The organism is Thermodesulfovibrionales bacterium, from assembly GCA_035686305.1.
Lineage (GTDB): Bacteria > Nitrospirota > Thermodesulfovibrionia > Thermodesulfovibrionales > UBA9159 > DASRZP01.
In genome coordinates this window covers 1-19,381 of sequence record DASRZP010000020.1, presented here as the reverse complement: position 1 = coordinate 19,381, position 19,381 = coordinate 1, and the positions used below count along the sequence as shown (strand labels likewise).

General features: G+C 51.8%; 19 protein-coding genes. 4 read left to right on the top strand and 15 right to left on the bottom strand.

The window, feature by feature from the left end; all coding sequences use genetic code 11:
• Positions 1-437 precede the first annotated feature (437 nt).
• On the top strand, positions 438-1,061 hold the full coding sequence (locus tag VFG09_02225) for an isoprenylcysteine carboxylmethyltransferase family protein (GenBank protein HET6513948.1): 624 nt from the start codon (positions 438-440) through the stop codon (positions 1,059-1,061).
• A gap of 72 nt (positions 1,062-1,133) precedes the next feature.
• Here the strand turns inward: VFG09_02225 and VFG09_02220 are convergent, their stop codons facing one another.
• The 10 genes from VFG09_02220 to hflX all read right to left on the bottom strand — a co-directional run bounded on the left by VFG09_02220 (position 1,134) and on the right by hflX (position 11,511).
• Entirely contained in the window at positions 1,134-1,577 is a 444-nt protein-coding gene (locus VFG09_02220; protein ID HET6513947.1) for a hypothetical protein, read from the bottom strand.
• A 155-nt stretch (positions 1,578-1,732) separates the two neighbouring features.
• Positions 1,733-2,398, bottom strand: coding sequence for a Crp/Fnr family transcriptional regulator (locus VFG09_02215; protein HET6513946.1), 666 nt, complete (start codon positions 2,396-2,398; stop codon positions 1,733-1,735).
• A gap of 39 nt (positions 2,399-2,437) precedes the next feature.
• Entirely contained in the window at positions 2,438-2,926 is a 489-nt protein-coding gene (gene ilvN / locus VFG09_02210; GenBank protein HET6513945.1) for an acetolactate synthase small subunit, read from the bottom strand.
• A 9-nt stretch (positions 2,927-2,935) separates the two neighbouring features.
• Complete coding sequence (ilvB, locus tag VFG09_02205; GenBank protein HET6513944.1) at positions 2,936-4,666, bottom strand: biosynthetic-type acetolactate synthase large subunit; 1,731 nt, start codon at positions 4,664-4,666, stop codon at positions 2,936-2,938.
• A gap of 99 nt (positions 4,667-4,765) precedes the next feature.
• Positions 4,766-6,418 (bottom strand): dihydroxy-acid dehydratase, encoded by a 1,653-nt coding sequence (gene ilvD, locus VFG09_02200; protein ID HET6513943.1) that lies wholly within the window; start codon positions 6,416-6,418, stop codon positions 4,766-4,768.
• Between the two features lie 104 nt (positions 6,419-6,522).
• Positions 6,523-6,780, bottom strand: a complete 258-nt coding sequence (locus VFG09_02195; GenBank protein HET6513942.1) for a DUF465 domain-containing protein — start codon at positions 6,778-6,780, stop codon at positions 6,523-6,525.
• A gap of 24 nt (positions 6,781-6,804) precedes the next feature.
• Positions 6,805-7,770 carry a ferrochelatase gene (hemH, locus tag VFG09_02190; protein HET6513941.1) on the bottom strand — a complete coding sequence of 322 codons (966 nt, stop codon included), beginning with the start codon at positions 7,768-7,770 and terminating at the stop codon, positions 6,805-6,807.
• A gap of 44 nt (positions 7,771-7,814) precedes the next feature.
• Positions 7,815-8,837 (bottom strand): uroporphyrinogen decarboxylase, encoded by a 1,023-nt coding sequence (hemE, locus tag VFG09_02185; protein HET6513940.1) that lies wholly within the window; start codon positions 8,835-8,837, stop codon positions 7,815-7,817.
• A gap of 118 nt (positions 8,838-8,955) precedes the next feature.
• On the bottom strand, positions 8,956-10,035 hold the full coding sequence (locus tag VFG09_02180; protein HET6513939.1) for a radical SAM protein: 1,080 nt from the start codon (positions 10,033-10,035) through the stop codon (positions 8,956-8,958).
• A gap of 36 nt (positions 10,036-10,071) precedes the next feature.
• Positions 10,072-11,511: a GTPase HflX gene (gene hflX, locus VFG09_02175; GenBank protein ID HET6513938.1), complete on the bottom strand. Its 1,440-nt coding sequence runs from the start codon at positions 11,509-11,511 to the stop codon at positions 10,072-10,074.
• Between the two features lie 405 nt (positions 11,512-11,916).
• Here hflX and VFG09_02170 point away from each other — a divergent pair, with 405 nt between their 5' ends.
• Positions 11,917-12,459 carry a macro domain-containing protein gene (locus VFG09_02170; GenBank protein HET6513937.1) on the top strand — a complete coding sequence of 181 codons (543 nt, stop codon included), beginning with the start codon at positions 11,917-11,919 and terminating at the stop codon, positions 12,457-12,459.
• 128 nt (positions 12,460-12,587) lie between these two features.
• Here VFG09_02170 and VFG09_02165 read toward each other — a convergent pair whose 3' ends face one another.
• From VFG09_02165 to VFG09_02150, 4 genes are all read right to left on the bottom strand, one after another.
• Positions 12,588-12,869 carry a hypothetical protein gene (locus VFG09_02165; protein ID HET6513936.1) on the bottom strand — a complete coding sequence of 94 codons (282 nt, stop codon included), beginning with the start codon at positions 12,867-12,869 and terminating at the stop codon, positions 12,588-12,590.
• Positions 12,866-13,270, bottom strand: a complete 405-nt coding sequence (locus VFG09_02160) for a hypothetical protein (GenBank protein ID HET6513935.1) — start codon at positions 13,268-13,270, stop codon at positions 12,866-12,868. Before VFG09_02160 ends, VFG09_02165 begins: the two co-directional genes overlap by 4 nt.
• Before the next feature lie 426 nt (positions 13,271-13,696).
• Positions 13,697-14,392, bottom strand: coding sequence for a hypothetical protein (locus tag VFG09_02155; protein HET6513934.1), 696 nt, complete (start codon positions 14,390-14,392; stop codon positions 13,697-13,699).
• Positions 14,393-14,696: 304 nt separating this feature from the next.
• Positions 14,697-15,749 carry a 3-methyl-2-oxobutanoate dehydrogenase subunit VorB gene (locus VFG09_02150; protein HET6513933.1) on the bottom strand — a complete coding sequence of 351 codons (1,053 nt, stop codon included), beginning with the start codon at positions 15,747-15,749 and terminating at the stop codon, positions 14,697-14,699.
• A gap of 61 nt (positions 15,750-15,810) precedes the next feature.
• Between VFG09_02150 and glyQ the strand changes: the two genes are divergently transcribed.
• A complete protein-coding gene (gene glyQ / locus VFG09_02145; GenBank protein HET6513932.1) occupies positions 15,811-16,686 on the top strand; it encodes a glycine--tRNA ligase subunit alpha in 876 nt (291 codons plus the stop codon).
• Positions 16,683-18,746: a glycine--tRNA ligase subunit beta gene (glyS, locus tag VFG09_02140; GenBank protein HET6513931.1), complete on the top strand. Its 2,064-nt coding sequence runs from the start codon at positions 16,683-16,685 to the stop codon at positions 18,744-18,746. Before glyQ ends, glyS begins: the two co-directional genes overlap by 4 nt.
• Positions 18,747-19,150: 404 nt before the next feature.
• On the opposite strand, the gene VFG09_02135 is transcribed toward glyS, so the two are convergent.
• The coding region (locus VFG09_02135) for a hypothetical protein (protein ID HET6513930.1) at positions 19,151-19,381 on the bottom strand (231 nt) is incomplete at its 5' end.

Below are 19,381 nucleotides of genomic sequence, written 5' to 3'. Positions count from 1 at the left end.
AACAGAAAGGCAGTCTGTGCTACTGAAGCAACTCGGTCTCGACCTTCAGCAGCAATAGGCAGGAGCAGAGCACGCCCAAAATTCGCCTTCATTACATGCTATTATCTCTTTTCTGTCCTGCTATTGGCGAAACTCGGGTTTAACACTTATAAGGCCTCGGGTGTCAAGAGAAAGGGTGCCCTTAATCGAAATGCATTATAAATCATCATCCTTTTTTCTCTTCCCATTCCTAGAAATCGCCCAATATGTGGTAAGCTACTTGTACGATCAAATCTATGGCTGGAACGGAGCGAGACAACGGAACGAAAAAGATATCAGAGGAACAACAAGCCGAGATACGAGTGATGGAGAGATGGCTTCAAAGGCATAAGCAGGAGCTTCCTCATTGATCTCGTTTAAACGTGACGGATCTCTCTGTGTGACGGGGGCGGCGGGTGATGGTATCTTCAGACGTGGCGAGGACCGCAACGGACATCGATGCGATGAACACTGACAGTCTCGCTCTTGCCGCAATCATCGTCTGGCCTGTTGTTCCTCTTTTCTGGATTCCGGTGCACTGTGCAACAGGTATCTTCAGGAGACTCGGTTTCCTGACCTATTTGATGCCACTCATTACTTGGCTACCCCTTGCGTATTTTCTGTACTGTCAGAGGTATTTCCTGCTAAAGGCCAAAGTCTCTTTTCCCGACACCCTCCGTGTTGCCGGCGCTCTCTTATTATGCCTTGGGACATCACTGCACATCTGGACCGGAAAACTCCTCGGACTGTGGGGGCTGGTGGGTCTTCCTGAGATAGGCGCTCGGTCTGGAGGGCGGCTTATCACGAAAGGACCTTTTTCAGTTGTCAGGCATCCGACCTATCTGGCCCACACCATGATGTTTTTCGGGGTTTTTCTCTTTTCCGGGGTGATCGCGGTCGGGATCATCACGCTCGTCGATCTTCTCGTTATCAACGCCTTCGTGATTCCCTTGGAAGATAAAGAGCTGGGGGAAAGGTTCGGAGATGACCACAGGGCATATAGAAGAAGAGTGCCGGCTTTTTTCCCGAGGCTCTTCGGGTGAGGGGGGAGAGGATAACCGGGGAAAACGACTTGGGATTTCCAATCTTTTCCCGCGTTTCCACGTTTCAGACCTTCATCGGGTCTGTCTCGGTCCCAGCACCTCTCTGATCAATCGCAACGTCCCGGCTATTCCATAACTCTGCAGGATTGTCCTGAACTTCGAAAGCCACGAATAGGCGAACTCAAGGGGTTTCTTGAGGTTCTTGTTCCAGGCGTAGTCGTACTCCCAAACCCTGCTCTCTCCGGCCCCAAGCCCCTTGAGAATGTCCCAAATTTCTTCCCTGTCCCTGTCGAAGGAATAGACGCATATGGCACTGGGATCCTCATTCCAGTACTTGGCACTCTTGATCTTTCCTGTGTCTATGAAGGGCGCCAGCCTCTCGGCAATGTTGATGATCCTCTCTTTTCGGTCGAAGATGATCCATTTGCCGCCGTGCCGTATCCATTCCTCTCTGCCAGTGCTTTCCGGCAGATCCGGCATCAGCCACGTCCAGAGCATGTCCCTGACTTTATGCATGAAAAATATCGGTCTCCTTCAACACCGTATATCTCTAAAGAAAGTCTATCAGAAGTTCGGCATCCAAAGAAGATCCACCTTGACGATAGGGAGGCGTGATGTTTTAGAGGACTGACGAAAAATGACAGGCCTCCCTCATTGACAAATGGGAGGCTTTACAAAGACCTCAGCTTCTCGATATTCTTGATAACGATCTTTCCTTCCTTCTCGGAAAGGATACCCGATTTCTTGAACTTTGACATGGTTCGTATGGATGTCTCGATCGTGGTACCGACCATCTCTGCGATATCCTGCTTCGTCAGTTTCATATCGATGAGGAGGCCGGCCTCGAGTTTCTGACCTGTCTTGTCCGCCAGTTTGAGAAGGAGAGATGCGATTCTTGATTCGACGCGTTCAAGGGCGATATTCTTCAGGGATTCATGGGAACCTTTCATCCGCTCCCCCAACTGGAGCGCCATACGGTACATGAGGTTCGGGAACCTGTCGAGGACCTTCAGGAGATTGGACCTGGAGATCTTCAGGACCTTCGAGTCTTCCATGGCTATGGCATTTGCAGGATAGGGGAAGCCTTTGAGGACTGCGACACCGCCGAAGAAATCATTCGGCTGTATCACCTCGAGGATGATCTCCTTGCCCTCCATGGAGACCTTGGTAATCTTGATCTTCCCGCCAAGGACGATATAGAGCCAGTCAGGAAGGTCTCCCTCGGAAAAAATCACATCCCTCTTGCGGAAGGACGCCGCTGAGAAATAGGGAACGATCTCTTTGAAATCGGCGTCGGTGAGGGTGTCAAAAAAGGGGATCTTCTTAAGGTCGATCATGATTGCTGAATCATCCGCACTTTCAGCCTTCGGCTTGTCTCATCTCTTCTTTATGCCTTCCCTCGATATGGCCACTTTTCCCGTTCTCACAAACTCCTTGATGCCCATGGGCTTCATCAATTCGATAAAGGCTTCAATCTTTTTCTCTTCACCGGTGATCTCGATGGTATAGGTCTTCTGGCTTGAGTCAACGATCCTACCCCGGAAGATTTGGGCGATGTTCAGGACCTCCGTCTTGTCCTCCTGCCGCGGAGAGACCTTGACGAGAACCATCTCGCGTTCCACATGCTCAAGCTCTGTCATATCCGTGACTTTGATAACATCGATGAGCTTGTTGAGCTGCTTTGTGATCTGCTCGATGATCTGGTCGTCGCCTGTGGTGACGATGGTCATGATCGAGACCTGCGGGTCCACGGTCTCGCCTACCGAGAGGCTCTCGATGTTATAGCCCCGTCCGCTGAAGAGTCCCGAGATCCTCGAAAGAACACCGAATTTATTTTCGACAAGAACAGAGATGGTATGCCGCATATCTCCTCCTTATTTCACCGCCTTGAGCTTCTTCTCCTGCTTCTTCTCAGGCTCTTCAAAGAGCATCTGGTCTATCGCAGCTCCTGCAGGCACCATGGGGTATACCTTCTCTTTCCAGTCGATCACAAAGTCCATGAATACCGGTTTCTTTATCTTGAAGGCCTCTTTCAGGACCGGCACGACTTCAGAGGGCTTCGTTGCGCGAAGACCGACGGCGCCATAAGCATGGGCGACTTCGACAAAATTCGGAGTGACATCGAGATGGCTGTATGAGTATCTCTCGTCGTAGAAGAGTTCCTGCCACTGCCTGACCATTCCGAGGTAGCGGTTGTTGAGGATGGCGACCTTTACCGGAAGTTTGTTAATGATGGCTGTCGCAAGTTCCTGTATGTTCATCTGTATGCTGCCGTCACCGGCAATATCGATGACGAGTTTGTTCGGGAAGGCGAGTTGAGCTCCGATCGCCGCTGGAAACCCGTAACCCATGGTTCCGAGACCTCCTGAGGAGAGCCATGTCCTCGGCCTGTCATACCGGTAAAACTGGGCGGCCCACATCTGGTTCTGTCCTACCTCTGTGCAGATGATGGCATCGCCCTTTGTGAGCTCGTAGATCTTTTCGACGACGAACTGGGGCTTTATCACGTCGTCGCTCCAGGTGTAGGTCAGGGGTCTCTCGGCCTGCCATGCCTTGATCTGTTTGAGCCAGGCCTTTCTCACCTCTTCCCACTGTTCCTGAAGGTCTTCCTTTAATACCTTATTCAGGACGAGGAGCACCCGCTTTACGTCTCCGACGATCGGGGCGTCGACCCTGACGTTTTTCCTGATGGATGTTGGGTCTATGTCGATATGGATGATCTTTGCGTGCGGGGCAAAGGCATCGATCTTTCCGGTGACTCTGTCGTCAAAGCGCATACCAATGGCGATGAGGAGATCGGAATCCTGGACGGCCTTGTTTGCATAATAGGTCCCGTGCATACCGAGCATACCGAGGGAGAGCTTGTGGGTTCCGGGAAAACCTCCGAGGCCCATGAGGGTCATGGTGACAGGGGTATTCGTATATTCAGCCAGATCTCTCAGCTCGTTTGAAGCTCCGGAGCTGATGACGCCTCCGCCTGCGACGATCACGGGCTTCCTGGCCTTAGCGATGAGATGGGCAGCCTGGGTTATCATGTACTTATTTCCCTCGTACGTCGGTTTATAGCTCTTGATGTCTATAATGGGCCAGGTGAATTCCGTCTTTGCCGCAGTCACGTCTTTGGGGAGGTCTATGAGCACGGGCCCGGGCCTTCCCGTCATAGCTATGTGAAAGGCCTCCCGTATGATCTTCGAGAGCTCCTTTACGTCCTTGACGAGATAGTTGTACTTTGTGCAGGGCCTCGTAATCCCCACGATGTCTGCCTCCTGAAAGGCGTCATTGCCGATGAGCATGGTCGGCACCTGTCCGGAAAGGACGACGAGAGGGATTGAATCCATAGAGGCCGTGGCAATGCCGGTGACCGTATTGGTCGCTCCAGGGCCTGAGGTCACAAGAGCGACGCCGGCCTTTCCCGTAGCCCTCGCATAACCGTCAGCAGCGTGAATCGCTCCCTGCTCATGCCTCGTCAATATCAGCTGGATGTCCTTGTTATCGTAGAGGAGGTCGAAGATGTTCAGCACGACACCGCCGGGGTATCCGAAGATATGCCGCGCTCCCTCCCTTTTCAGAGATTCGAGAATGATCTCAGCACCAGAGATTTTCATAGACCCATCACTCCTTATAACGTTTTACCGTTTACCATTCTAACAAAACGGTCTGTGCAAATGCAAAAAAAAGCGGGAGAAATCAATGACTCAGGGGGACTATTCCATGATCGCTCCCTTTCCCGCAGAACTCACCATCCTCGCATACCGGGAAAGGTAGCCTTTTGTTATCTTCGGCTTCGGCGGCTTCCACTGGGAAAGCCTTTTTTTGATCTCGTCGTTGGACACGAGAAGATCGACCCTCCTCTTCGGGATGTCGATCCTGATCCTGTCGTTGTCCCGAATCACCGCAATTGGTCCGCCTTCCATAGCCTCGGGAGATATATGTCCTATGCAAGGTCCCCGTGTGCCGCCGGAGAACCTTCCGTCAGTAATGAGCGCGACAGATTCCGCAAGTCCCATACCGGCTATCGTTGCGGTGGGGGAGAGCATCTCTCTCATGCCCGGCCCTCCCTTCGGCCCCTCATAGCGGATCACGACAACATCGCCCGCTCCAATATCTCCCTTCAGGATGGCCTTCATCCCGGCCTCCTCAGAGTCATACACCCTTGCCCCGCCCTCAAACCTCATCATCTTCTTTGAAACAGCTGTCTGTTTGACAACTGCGCCGTCGGGTGCAAGGTTCCCCCTGAGGATCGCGATGCCGCCTTCCCTGTGGTATGCCCTGTGAAGGGGTCTGATGACGTCCTCATCGAAGATCATTGCAGAGTCTGCAATCTCAAATAAGCTTCGTCCGCTCACGGTAACCGTGTCGTGAAGACTGTCCCTGAGCCTCTTCAAGACAGCGGGGATGCCGCCAGCATGGTCCAGGTCTTCCATGTAATGCTCTCCGCCCGGAATCATGTTTGCAATATGGGGAGTCTTCCTGCTCATGGTGTCGAAGACCTCGAGGGGCAGATCGATCTGAGCCTCGTGGGCGATAGCGGGAATATGGAGCGTCGTATTTGTCGATCCGCCGAGGGCAAGATCGACCATAACGGCGTTCTCAAAGGCCTTCCTCGTAAGTATCTTTCTCGGAGTCAGATTTTTTTTGACTGCCTCCACAATCCGCCTCCCGCTTTCAAAGGCAATCCTCCGCTTGGCCGCTGAGACGGCGAGTTCCGTCGCACATTTCGGCAGGCTCATTCCGAGGGCCTCGGTAATGCAGGCCATCGTATTTGCGGTGTACATACCCTGGCATGAGCCGGCGCCCGGGCAGGCGCACATCTCGAGGGCCCTGAGTTCCTCATCCTCAATGAGTCCCTTTTTGTATTTACCGACGGCTTCAAAGGTATCACTCGTGAGATTGAGTCTCCTGCCTCTGTAGTGGCCGGAAAGCATGGGACCAGCGGTCACGACAATGGAAGGGATATTGATTCTTGCCGCAGCCATGAGCATGCCAGGCGTTATCTTATCGCAGTTTGTGAGAAGGACGAGCCCATCAAGCTGGTGGGCCTGGGCTACGGTCTCGACCATATCAGCGATGAGCTCCCGTGACGCCAGGGAATAGTGCATCCCCGAGTGGCCCATGGCTATGCCGTCGCAGATACCGGGGATACCGAAGAAGAAGGGGTAGCCCCCTCCGGTATGCACCCCCTTTTCTATGAAGCGTTCGAGGTCTCTCATTCCGGTGTGGCCGGGAATGATGTCTGTGAAACTCGTGGCAACACCGATGAAGGGTTTATTCATCTCGGTCTTCGGAATGCCTGTTGCATAGAGCAGCGCCCTGTGGGGAACCCGCTCCAGACCTTCCTTGATCAGTTTGCTCCTCACAGCAAAAGTACCCCCTTTATCAGAAATTATGAATTATGAGGGTCGAAGGATGAATGTCAAGGAAATCCTATCTTTCATCCCGCATACGTCATCCTTCAACCGTTCTATACCGTATGGCTCTTCTTGTACTCCCGGATCATCTCGGCCATGCGGTCCTTTTTCATGAGTTTTAGCTTCTGGATCTTTTTCCTCTCCAGGTCCTCTTCAGTGGTGAGATAGACTTTCTTGTCGATCTCCGCAAGGGTAACCTTGAGATTTTTGTGCTCCTCATCCAGCTTTCTGAATTCCTCGTTCTCTTTCTTCAGCACTTCGATGATCTCCTCATCCTTCAAGGTATGCTCCTTTCCTGCCCGGCGAGTCATTCCTCCCGGGCGCCGGTGATAGTGTTACCAACGCAGTTCGTCGAGACGTTTCAGGACCAGGTCTTTCAGAGCGTTGATGAAGAGGGGATGGGTGTTTAATGATTCCGCCCTGACAAGCTTCATTCCGAGTCTCTCTCCGAGTCCCTTGTATAATATATCAATTTCGTAGAGTGTTTCTATATGGTCCGATACAAAGCTAATCGGCACAACGAGGAGGTCTCTGACGCCCTTCTGTGCGAGTTCACGGATCTTTTCCTCCGTGGAGGGGCTGAGCCATGCAACAGGACCGCTCTTGCTCTGATAGGAGAGATGCCACCGGATGCCGGTCTTCTTCACCACTTCGTCAATGGTGCCGGTAATATGTTTGACATAGGGGTCTCCGGCTTCTATGATACTGAGCGGCAGGCTGTGGGCGCTGAAGAGCACCTCCACCCCCTCATGTCCAAAGGCTGCCATGCCCTTTCTGATGACGTCGGCGAGAGCATCGATGTATAGGGGGTGCTCGGGCCAGGATGAAATCGCAGAACTTTCCATGCCGTATTTCTTTGCGGTCTCGGTAAATACGGAGAGGGAAGATCCTGATGTGGCAAGGGAGTAGTGGGGATAGAGACTGAGGGCAAGGGCCCGCCGTATGCCGCCGTCATACATTCTTCTTACGGCTTCTTCTATGGATGGATGCCAGTAACGCATGCCGACGGAGACCTTGAGCCGCTTGCCCCTGACGCCCGGTCCGTTCAGCGCTTCTTCAAGGGCCTCTGCCTGGCCCGACGTGATTGCGAGGATCGGTGATCGGCCGCCGATATGCCGATACATCTCTTTGGTCTTCTTTGAGCGGAGGCTTGCTATGAGCCAGGCAATCGGTTTTTGGAGGAACGGTGGCCCAAGTCTGATGATCTTTCGGTCGGAGAAGAGATTGTAGAGGAAGGGCCTTATGGCCTCGAGGGAATCGGGACCTCCAAGGTTGAGGAGAATTACGCCGGTCGTTTCTATCTTACCAACCTCTTGCCATAGGGTACCGAAGAAAGAAAGTCATGTTACCTTTCACTGTATTTGTGAACAGCATCGACCATCGCCCTCGCATTGTCGACCGGCGTCTCCGGCAGGATCCCGTGGCCGAGGTTGAAGATGTGGCCCCTCGCGAATTCCCCCTTCCAGAGAATATCTTTGACCCTGTCATCGATCTTCTCCTGCGGAAGAAAGAGGGCGCAGGGATCGAGATTGCCCTGAACAATACATTTTTTGCCGAGCTTCTTGACGGCATCATGGAGGTCAACCCTCCAGTCAACGCCTATCACGTCGGCGCCGCATTTCCTGACATCCTTCAGGAGTCCGGCGCAGTCATTCACGAAGTATATTACCGGGACGCCCTCTTTTCTGATTTCGGAGACGGCCTTCTTTACAGAGGGAAGGGCGAAGGTTCTGTAGTCTTCCGGGGTGAGGACGCCTGCCCAGGAGTCGAAGAGCTGGACAGCATGGGCCCCGGCCCTTACCTGAGAAGCAAGGTAAGATATGACGGTCAGGGTTATCTTATCCATAAAGAGATCGAAAAGACCGGGGTTCTGAAACATCATCTTCTTGGTGTTTACAAAGTTTCTTGTGCTGCCGCCTTCAATCATATAGGTGGCGAGGGTAAAGGGAGCGCCGGAGAAACCGATAAGGGGCACCTGGAGGTCAGCCGTCAGCAGCCTGATCGCCTCGAGGACAAAAGACATGCTATCTTCTGTGTCGGGAATGGTCAGGCGGTCCACTCCTGATTTCGTCCGCACAGGGTCGTTCAGAACAGGCCCCTTCTTGTCGGAAAATTCAAGGTGCATACCCATGGCCTCAACGGGGATGAGGATATCGGAGAAGAGTATCGCTGCGTCCACACCGAGAATATCGACGGGCTGCTTTGTGACCTTTGCAGCGAGTTCGGGCGTCTTGCAGAGAGTGAGAAAATCAACACCGCTTCTGACCGCCTGATATTCGGGAAGGTACCTTCCGGCCTGCCTCATGAGCCATACAGGGGTATAATCCGTTTTTTCGCCACGGCACGCCTTCAGAAAAGTATCGTTCATAAAACCTCCTCGTCACTGAAAAAGAGTTTATACCACAGCTGTCACGAAGGTCCGTGGTAAGGTCCTCAGCTTTAGTCTGCGTGTCCTCTCATGAAAAATTGCTGCATCTCCTTGCCCTTCAGTTGCGGGCAACCTTCTTTTTCTCCATCTTCACCGGCAGGTAGCCGCAGAAGGGCTCTTCCTCGAGGTAGTCTCCGTAAACAGAATAGGAGCGCGCCCTGCAGCCGCCACAGACATTGATATATTCACAGGACCCGCACCTTCCCTTATACCTCTTGAAATCCCGCAACTCCAGGAACAGGTCTGAGTTCTCCCAGATGTCCTTGAAGGACTGTCTCTTTATATTGCCCGCGGACTTCGGGAAATAACTGCAGGGGAGCACATCGCCGTCCACATTGATGAGACATATGAGCTGGCCAGCGATACAGCCCTTTGATCCGCCTGTCGAAAACTTAAGAGTCCTCCGTTCAAGCCTGACACCTTCTTCCTTTGCCTGCTGGAGGACTACCCTGTAGTAGTGCGGCGCACACGTCGGTCTCACGAGCATATCGTGTTCTTCCTTCTCCATCTGGTAATGCCATTCGAGGATCTCCTCATAGTCCTCCTTCGAAATGAGCTCGTTCATGATCTCTTCGCCTCTGCCGGTGGGGACGATCATGAACATATACCAGGCAGTTGCCCCGAGTTCTTTTGCAAACCGGTAGACCTTTGGTATCTCCTCCTGGTTCCTTCTCGTGAAGGAAGAGTTAATGATGAACTCGATGTCGTGCTTTCTGAATAACCGCGCAGCGTTCACGATCCCCGCGAAGGCGCCTTTCTCATTCCTGAAATCGTCGTGTACCTCCTCCGTCGATCCGTCAAGGCTCAGCGATACGATCCTCATCCCGGAGTCCTTTATCCTTCCGCATATCTCCTCGGTAATGAGGGTGCCGTTTGTGGCAAGACACATCCTCAGACCTTTCCCGCTGCCGTATCGAGCGATGTCAAAAACATCGCTCCTCATGAGGGGCTCACCGCCGGACAGGACCATGACCGGCTGTGCATAGGAGGATATGTCGTCGATGATTCTGAAGGCCTCTTCCGTAGAAAAGTCGGGATGACCCTGCACTTCCATTTCAGAGGAGGAACGGCAATGCACACATCTAAGGTTGCATCTCCTCGTTATCTCCCAGGCGATCCACTTAGGCTTAAAGTCCATGAGATCTCTCTTCTCCTTTACCGAAATAATCCTTTATTATACTATTGCGACTGCCATTTTGCTATCCCAGAGATGGGCTTCTATCGCATCAAGAAAAGGCTTCAGGCTTGAGGGGTCGACGGCGGAGATTGCGATGGCATTGAAACGCATCCTGACATTGGCAGCGACTTCAGCCGATACCCGGTCGGTCTTGTTGAAGACGAGAAGCTGCTGTTTATGAGCGAGATTCAGCTCTTCGAGTATTCGTTCCACCGATGCCATATGTTCCTCGAACCGTGGATTTGATATATCGACAAGATGTACGAGGAGGTCCGCATCCTCAAGTTCTTCGAGCGTCGATTTAAAGGCCGCTACAAGGTCGTTCGGAAGGTCCCTGATGAAGCCGACGGTGTCGGTGATGATGACCTCCCTCTCCCGAGGGAACCTGAGCCGCCTGCTCGACGTATCGAGGGTGGCGAACATCTTGTCCTCAACAAAGATCTCGCTCCTCGTGAGGGCATTGAGAAGGGTTGATTTTCCGGCATTGGTGTACCCAACGATCGAGATGATGGGGATGCCCGTCTCGATCCTCCTTTGCCTTCTCTGTCTGCGCGCGCACGAAAGGGCTTTGAGCTCTTTTTCGAGGAGACCGATCCTGTCACGGACACGCCTTCTGTCGATCTCGAGCTTCATCTCACCAGGGCCTCTCCCTCCGATCCCTCCCATGAGTCTTGACATTGCCGTGCCTCTCCCCGTGAGTCTCGGCAGGCGGTACTTGAGCTGTGCAAGTTCAACCTGGACCTTTCCGTCCCTGCTGTGGGCGCGCTGGGCAAAGATGTCGAGGATCAACTGGGGACGGTCGATAACCTTCAGTTCCGTTGATTCCCCTATCGCCTTGGTTTGAGAGGCGTTCAAGGCCTGGTCAAAGATCAGGATCGTTGCGCCCTTGTTCATGGCATTAATGACAAGCTCCTTCAGCTTACCTTCCCCCATGAGAAACCGCGGGTTGATTTCCTTCGGCCTCTGGATTACCGTATCGAGGACAAGGACTCCGCTCGAATAGGCGAGGTCTCTGAGTTCCTCGATCGAATCCTCCTGCTCATACCTTGGTCTTGTCGATACGCTGACAAGGATTGCCCTCTCCCTCTTTTCATCCTGACTGAAGGTTCTCCTTCTCTCCATCTCGCCGTCGAGGGCGGTGATGAACGAGAAGAAGTCCATGCTGAGCTGATGGAAATTCTCTGGAGGTGTTATCTCGACGGACCTCTCAGAGTCCTGGGGCATGAGATGAGCGAGGGAGATCGTGTCCGGCAGGGAATCCTTGATCCCCAGGGCAGCGACGAGGTCAAACCTCAGGAGTGAGAGGTCGGTAAGGTCGTCCTGATTCAGCGGTTCACCCTTCAGATGGGTATGGACGAGCCTGATCCCCCTGAGCGCCTTCTTGCCGATGGGATAGTGAGAGAGCTCAGGGATTAGGATACCTTTCGCGTCTCCCACGATGACATGGGTGATATTGCCGGACCGGGTGATGAGCAGACCGATCTGGCGATTGATTGATGATGATAACCCTGTGAGATACCGCGCGAGTTCAGGGGTGATTACCTTGTCACGGGGAACCCTTCTCCGATAGATCCTTTCGAGGGCATGGAGTTGCGAACCTTTCAGGCCTGTTATGTTTCCGTGAACAGCTGCTATGCTGAATCCTCCCTGTCTTACTATTCTATTGTATCACATAAAGAATCTGTTTGTAAGAAAGCGCGTTTTTTAGTATTATTCCACACAGGGTATGTACGACAATTCCTCGGAGTCTGCTGAGGACATCGTTACGGCGCGGAAGCGGAGCTCAAAAAGATTGTTAGGCTGACAGAGAGAGCACGTCAAGGGGCTCTCTACGGAGGAACTATGAAAGTCGTGGGAGAAAAGGTGATCTGGGGAAAAACGCTTCGTCTTGTTCAGGCTGACATAACAGAGAGGGATGTCGATGCAATTGTGAACGCGGCAAATTCTTATCTCCAGCACGGAGGAGGAGTTGCAGGGGCTATTGTACGAAAGGGGGGCCGGATTATCCAGGAGGAGAGTGACAGAATCGGTTATGTCCCCGTGGGCAATGCTGCTGTGACTGGCGCCGGCAGACTCCCGGCGCGGTATGTCATTCATGCCGTAGGACCGAGGATGGGAGAGGGCGACGAAGACAGTAAGCTGAAGAATGCCGTTCTGAACAGTATCAAGCTCGCCTCTGGGAAAGGTCTCAAGAGTATTTCCCTGCCCGCCATAAGCTCGGGCATCTTCGGATTCCCGAAGGACCGGTGCGCGGAGATACTTGTCAAGGAAGCAGCAACATATCTGAAGGAGAATCCGAAGACGAGCCTCGAAGTTGTCGAATTTTGCATCTATGACGACCTCACATTAGGCTATTTTGAGAGGGAGTTCGGGAAGATCGGATAGCCCATAATTTGTAGTTGCCGCTACTTGACCTGACGGACAATGTCCGAAACAGTCGGATCGCGGAGTACACCGACGACTCCGCACTTTCACAGAAATGAAACTGTTGCGGATTTCCGAAGCTACTCCTCCTACCCGACATACAGCAGAAAGCCGACAACCAACGATCCTATGCCGCCGAAGACAACACCAAGAACACCCCAAATGCTCCTACGACCAATAATGCCAGATACAACAGAGAACAGGAAGATCAGCAGAAAGAACCATAGAGAGTTCCACCATCGTGCCTCTTTTGCAGAAAAACACACCACGAACCAGAGCAAGCCCGCGACAGCGAATATTAGGCTGGTGATGCCAAATCTCCTGTATGTTGCGGTGTCCAGCAATGCTTCTTCCGTGGCAAAATCGTTCAAGAAGTTTTTCCCCTTTTGTCTTCCTCTTCTCCCTCCCATTTTGGAAGCATCTCTTCATCCTTATTGACTTTCTTCCACTTGCTGCTTTTTGCGACGGATATTATTATCCCAGCGATAAGCGAGCCCACAGTCAAAGCGAGAAGATCTTCGAAGGGGATGACGAAAGCAAAAATTGAAAGACCTATGAGATAAGCAATAAATTTCTCTTGCCAATAGGATAGCTTCTTCCTTTTCTTAATGAGATAAAGTGTCGGCACCAACAAGAGGTATGCGATCACTAGGGCGACTGTTTGTTTCTTATAACCAAAATACAATAGTACGAAGACCGTCAATAAAAAGACTATTATTTCTCTTAACCTTAATCCGAACATTTTGACATTTGATACATGAATCGCAGCCAAGTACCGTTGTCCCTCCAAGAATTACTTGGTGTACTATGCACAATTATATCAGAGAGCAGAGATGAAGAGTTCAGGAAGGACATCTTACATGATGATCTACTGATCACCCTTATGTCTTTTTCGCTTTTCTTCTTTTACCGTAGGCTCAAGTTTAGTTAAATCAGGTGGTCCACTTCCTCCACCCAAGGCTCTAGCTGTTGCCTCGTCACGGTCATGCAAGGTAAAGTCCTTATGCTTCTTGGGTGGTGAAAACAAAGTAGATATGGCCCATATCGCTATTCCCAACCCTGCTAGCGCTAGAAGGACATCCACTGTATCCTCCATCTATTATAATTTGTACTATGCATTATTATATCAGGTTACACATTTGCGGACTACAGGAAGAAGATAATCCGTCATGACCATATGAACGCTGTTGCTTTTTCTCTAGTCCGAGTGACGATTCCTGTATTGGGTTAACAACACACCTGCCCCCCATATAAACGCGCAGATCATCATGAATGCTCCGACCATATGCGCTGCCTTGGCCAGCAGGTGGTCATATTCAAGCAATCCCAGCTTGCGCAATATGAACTCCCAATCATGGTAGTCGTCAACATCCCGACCGGTCACACCGCCTAAGAGCATCAACTTGAGCGCTCTCGCATCGTTTATGTATGGCGCCAGGTCTATCAGGTTCTCCCCCAGCCACCACAACGAGATTGAAGCAGCAAACGGGTCCCTTGTCTTCATGAGAAACGTCAAAAGACATATGAGAGGCACCACGCACTGTGTGAGGCTCCCACCCAACGTCATCATGAATTGACCAAAGATACGGAATATGACATGGCCAGCCTCATGAAAGGGAAGATTGATGAGATGCATGAAACTGCTTCCGGAATAATTGCTCTCTAAAGAAGAAAAAATATACTTCAGGCCCCAGACAATAATTAGCAGCAGCACAAGTGCTCTTCCGATCAAGTAAAATACATTGATCTCGGCGTCGGCGTGAAAAAACACATTTCCAAGATATGCTCTTAGTCTATTTGACTTGTCATGTGCTTCCCCAGAGGAGCCGGGATGGAGAATAATCGTAGATATATCAGATGCGTGATTTTGTATTGCCAGATACTTCGCAAACACGATTCCGCATTTTGCGCATTCAGTTCCGCCGTCGGACTGATCAAAGTTACACTTTGGACACCTCATTATTTTTTAACTGAGGAATATCCGGTCTCGATTATCAGTGGTAACATGAATTATCTTAACAGGTTACGAAAATAACGGCTAGAGGAAGGATGTGTTCTCAGATAGCCAATCCTGAATAGTCCTCGTTTCGAATCGAATTCATAGGCAGTGATACGGTGTCTGTTAGGTGAAGTCCTGATCTCTGCACGTAATTCCAGTGCTTTGGTCCCGGCGAGATGGATTATGGATATACGATGGGTTATTCCTGTAACTTCTGAATCTGCTCCTGAACTTCTTCGGGTGTGACGATGGCGCCGCCCGGCCGCCCGTAGAAGTGGACCTCTGATCTGCCGTTGACCGAGAGTCTGACATCTTCAACCATCTGGCCGGCATTTAATTCGACAACGAGGAATCTTCTCTTTTCCCCTGCAAAACCATGGAGTTCTTTCTCGGGAAAGGGAAAGAGCGTAATAGGCCTGAAGAGGCCCACCTTCAGGCCGTCGGTTCTCGCTTTTCGCACGGCAGAAAGGGCGATCCTCGCCGCAATGCCGAAGGCGACGACAATCAATTCGGCATCATCGGTGGCTGTTGCTTCGTACCGTATTTCCTTGTCCTTCATCCGGCCGAACTTTTTCTGAAGAATGGTGTTCCGGTATTCCAATTCTCCGTCACCCATGTAAAGGGACTTGACGACGTTCGGTTCTCTCCCTCTGCATCCCGTCAAGGCCCACGTCTTCTCAGGGAGATCGGGCTTTACGTAGGGTGTCGGGGAAAAGGGTTCCATCATCTGGCCCAGGATTCCGTCAGCAAGGATCATGACGGGATTCCTGTACTCGTCGGCCTTATCAAAGGAGAGCATCGTGAGCTCCCAAAGCTCCTGAAGATTGTAAGGCGCATAGACAAGGAGCCGGTAGTCGCCATGGCCGCCGCCTTTCACCGACTGAAAGTAGTCTGCCTGACTCCCCGAAATGTTGCCGAGACCGGGGCCGCCCCTCTGCATGTTTACAATGACAGCAGGGAGCTCAGCTCCTGCAAGATATGAGATCCCCTCCTGCTTCAGGCTTATGCCGGGGCTGCTCGAAGAGGTCATCGCCCTGGTGCCGCAGGCAGCTGCGCCGTAAACCATATTGATTGCCGCCACTTCACTCTCTGCCTGGATAAAAACGCCGCCGACGTCCTCCATCCTCTTCGACAGATACTCAGGGATCTCGTTCTGGGGGGTTATCGGATATCCTGCATAGAAGCGGCAACCTGCCTGGATAGCGGCTTCGGCTATCACTTCATTGCCCTTCATGAAGCGCTTATCAGCCATCGCAAAAATTATACCATAATTTGACAAAAGCCAAATCTTTCCATTATGATTTCATGCTATTATGAACTTTCAAAGCGTCATATTGAAACTCCATGAATTCTGGGCGAAGAAAGGCTGCGTCCTCCTCCAGCCCTACGATACCGAGGTAGGGGCCGGCACGTTCCACCCGGCCACCTTTTTCCGGGTCATAGGACCCGAGCCCTGGAAGGTCGCCTATGTTGAACCGTCCAGGAGGCCGACTGACGGCAGGTACGGTGAGAACCCGAACAGACTACAGCATTATTACCAATTTCAGGTTATCCTGAAACCTTCTCCGGTTGAGAGCCAGGAACTCTACCTCGAAAGCCTCGGTTACCTGGGCATAGATTCCCTGAAGCACGACATCAGATTTGTAGAGGATGACTGGGAATCACCGACGCTCGGCGCCTGGGGACTGGGGTGGGAAGTCTGGCTTGACGGGATGGAGATAACGCAATTCACCTATTTTCAACAGGTGGGAGGAATCGATCTGAAGCCTGTATCTCTTGAGATCACCTACGGACTCGAAAGGATCGCCATGTATCTCCAGGAGGTGGACAACGTCTTCAAGCTCGACTGGGGCGGCGGCATAAAGTACGGGGATGTCCATTACGTCGGTGAGGTCGAGTTTTCGAAGTTCAACTTCGACTATGCGGACACCGATCTCCTCATGAAACAGTTTGAGGCATACGAGAGGGAGGCGAGAAGGCTCAACAGCCTTGGGCTTGTCCTCCCCTCCTATGAGTTCTGTCTCAAATGTTCCCACACCTTCAATCTCCTCGACGCGAGAGGGGCCTTTTCTGTGACGGAGAGGACAGGGTATATCGCCCGCGTTCGGGGGATCGCAAAGCTCTGCGCAGAGGCATACTACCGGCAGAGAGAAGAGATGGAGTTCCCCCTTCTCAGGAGCAGGACTTGAAGAACGATCTTCTCCTGGAGATAGGAACCGAGGAGATACCGGCACGGTTTATCCCCGGCGCTTTGGTCATGCTCAAAGAGAAGACCATTGCTGCTTTCAATGAATATTCGATAGATTTCGCCGATATTCGTACCCTCGCAACACCAAGGCGGCTCACCCTTCTCGTCAAAGGCGTCCCCGCGATGCAGAAGGACAGGACGAGAGAGGTCTATGGCCCACCCAGGAAGGCTGCCTTTGACACTGACGGCAAGCCGACGAAAGCCGCCGTCGGTTTTGCTGCTTCTCAGGGGGTTGAAGTGGCGAGCCTTGTGACAAGGGTCAAGGACAAGGGAGAATACCTCGTTGCCGTTATCGAACAGAAGGGTGTTGCTGTCAGGGACGTCATGGCTGAGATCCTTCGGAAGGTCATCCTTTCGCTGACCTTTCCGAAATCGATGAGATGGGGTGACGGCAACCTAAGGTTCGTCAGGCCCATTCACTGGATACTGACGATCTTCGGCGGAGAGACGATCCATTTCGAGATCGACGGCATACGGAGCGCAAACATAACAAAGGGCCACCGCTTCCTCTCCCCGGGTTCCTTTGTTGTGAAGGAGATATCGACGTACGTTCACCTTATGGAGAACAGCTATGTGATCGTCGATCAGGAGACGAGGAGAAGGATTATCACGGAGGGGATAACGAGGCTTGCAGCCTCGGTGGGAGGAATGCCGGTCATGGATGAGGCTCTCCTCGACACCGTGACCTATCTTACAGAGTATCCGGTGCCTTTCCTCTGCAAATTCCCGGCGGATTACCTCAGCCTTCCGAAGGAATTGCTTATTACGGTCATGAGGGACCACCAGAAATTCTTTGCTATCGAAGACGAGCGGGGAAGGCTCAGGAATCATTTTATTGTTATCAGCAATACCAAGGAGGAGAACGCAGGGACGATACAGGCCGGGTCAGAGCGTGTCATTAAAGCGAGATTCGAGGACGCGCGGTTCTATTATGAGGACGACCTGAAGACCTCACTCGGCGCCAGGATAGAGGACCTTAAACGGGTAACCTTCCATGACAGGATCGGAAGCCTCTACGAGAAGACCGAGAAGATTGTCAGACTCGCATCATCCCTCTCAGGGCTCTTTTTCCCGGAGAAGAGGGCCAAGATCGAAAGGGCAGCGTGGCTGAGCAAGACTGATCTCATTACCGGTGTCGTGGGTGAATTCCCTGAACTCCAGGGACTGATGGGCAAATACTATGCACTCCATGACGGAGAAGGAAAGGTTGTCGCCGATGCGATTGTGGAGCAGTATCTGCCAGCACATTCTGGCGACGGGCTTCCTGAGACGGATGAAGGCTCTGTGGTGAGCCTTGCGGATAAGACAGACAATGTTGTTTCATTTTTTGCGATTGGGCTTATCCCGACCGGTTCCGAAGATCCCTTTGCTTTACGGAGACAGGCATTGGCAGTCATCGCCATTCTGAGTGAGAAGGGATACCCGATAACTCTGAAGGAACTCTTCAGAAGGGCGGAAGAGGGTGTAAAGGAGAAAAGGCCTTCCCTGTCCGATGAGGTGCTCAAGTTCTTCCTTCAGAGGATCGAGGCACTCTATGCTTCACAGGATTATCGCACGGACATCATCCAGTCCGTCCTTCACCTCGTCGGTGATCTTCCCCTTTCTGAAATCAAGGAAAGGCTCGTCACCATAACGAAGTTTACGGGGGAGGCAGCATACAACAGTTTCCTCCTTGCCGTAAAGCGCATCAACAACATCATACCGGACCTCCCTATCCCCGGGGTCAGGGAAGAACTCTTCACAGAGCCCGAGGAAGGAACCCTGCACCATGAGGTAACAAAGACCAGGGCCGCGATCGAGGGCATAATAAGGGAGAGGAAATACGAAGACGCGCTGAAAGCCCTTTCGGCTCTGACGGGGCCTGTCAACAGTTTCTTTGAAGCTGTCCTTGTCATGGACAAGAGGGAAGAAGTCAGATTGAACAGACTTGCCCTTTTGAAAGAGATATGGGACATGGCATTGATGATTGCCGATTTCTCGAAGCTCACCGAAAGAATCTAAAGAATCGTAAGGCGGCTTAGCCCGCAAGAAGGCGTCAGCATAGCTTAAAAAATATGGTCGGGGCGACCCGATTTGAACGGGCGACCACTCGCACCCCAAGCAAGCCATTTCAGGGTCTAAGTTATTGATGTCAAAAAGAAAGGGATGTCTGATAACATGAGAAAAAGTTGCGACATTCTTGCGACAGCTGTGAGATATCACAGAAGCCGCCTAGACTCACTTCATCTGACGCCTAGTGAATGATCAAGTCCGGCCTGCTCGTTACGTTAGGAGGAAACACTTTGTGTCAAATTGTTTGATCATTAACACCGACAATGCCGCAAAATTAAGCGAAGATAGAGACTGAACATTCTCAGCAGAAACGAACGCAACGAGGAACCGTCGATGACCATGAGCTCTTGTTCTTATTGCTTCTCCTCTTGAACTTTAAACTCATAAGCAAGACCTGCTGATAGCTTACGCACATCGCGGAGAAAGCCGGTGGGCACCCAGTAACTCATAGTAAACTCCTTCGATTCATCTGGCGTTAAGTTCGTGCCCTTCGACCCGAAGTAATACGATTTGCGATGAAGTTCGATACCGTTCCCATCTTGCAGAATCAGATCTACTTTTCTTACGTTAAGCAACCTGACTTT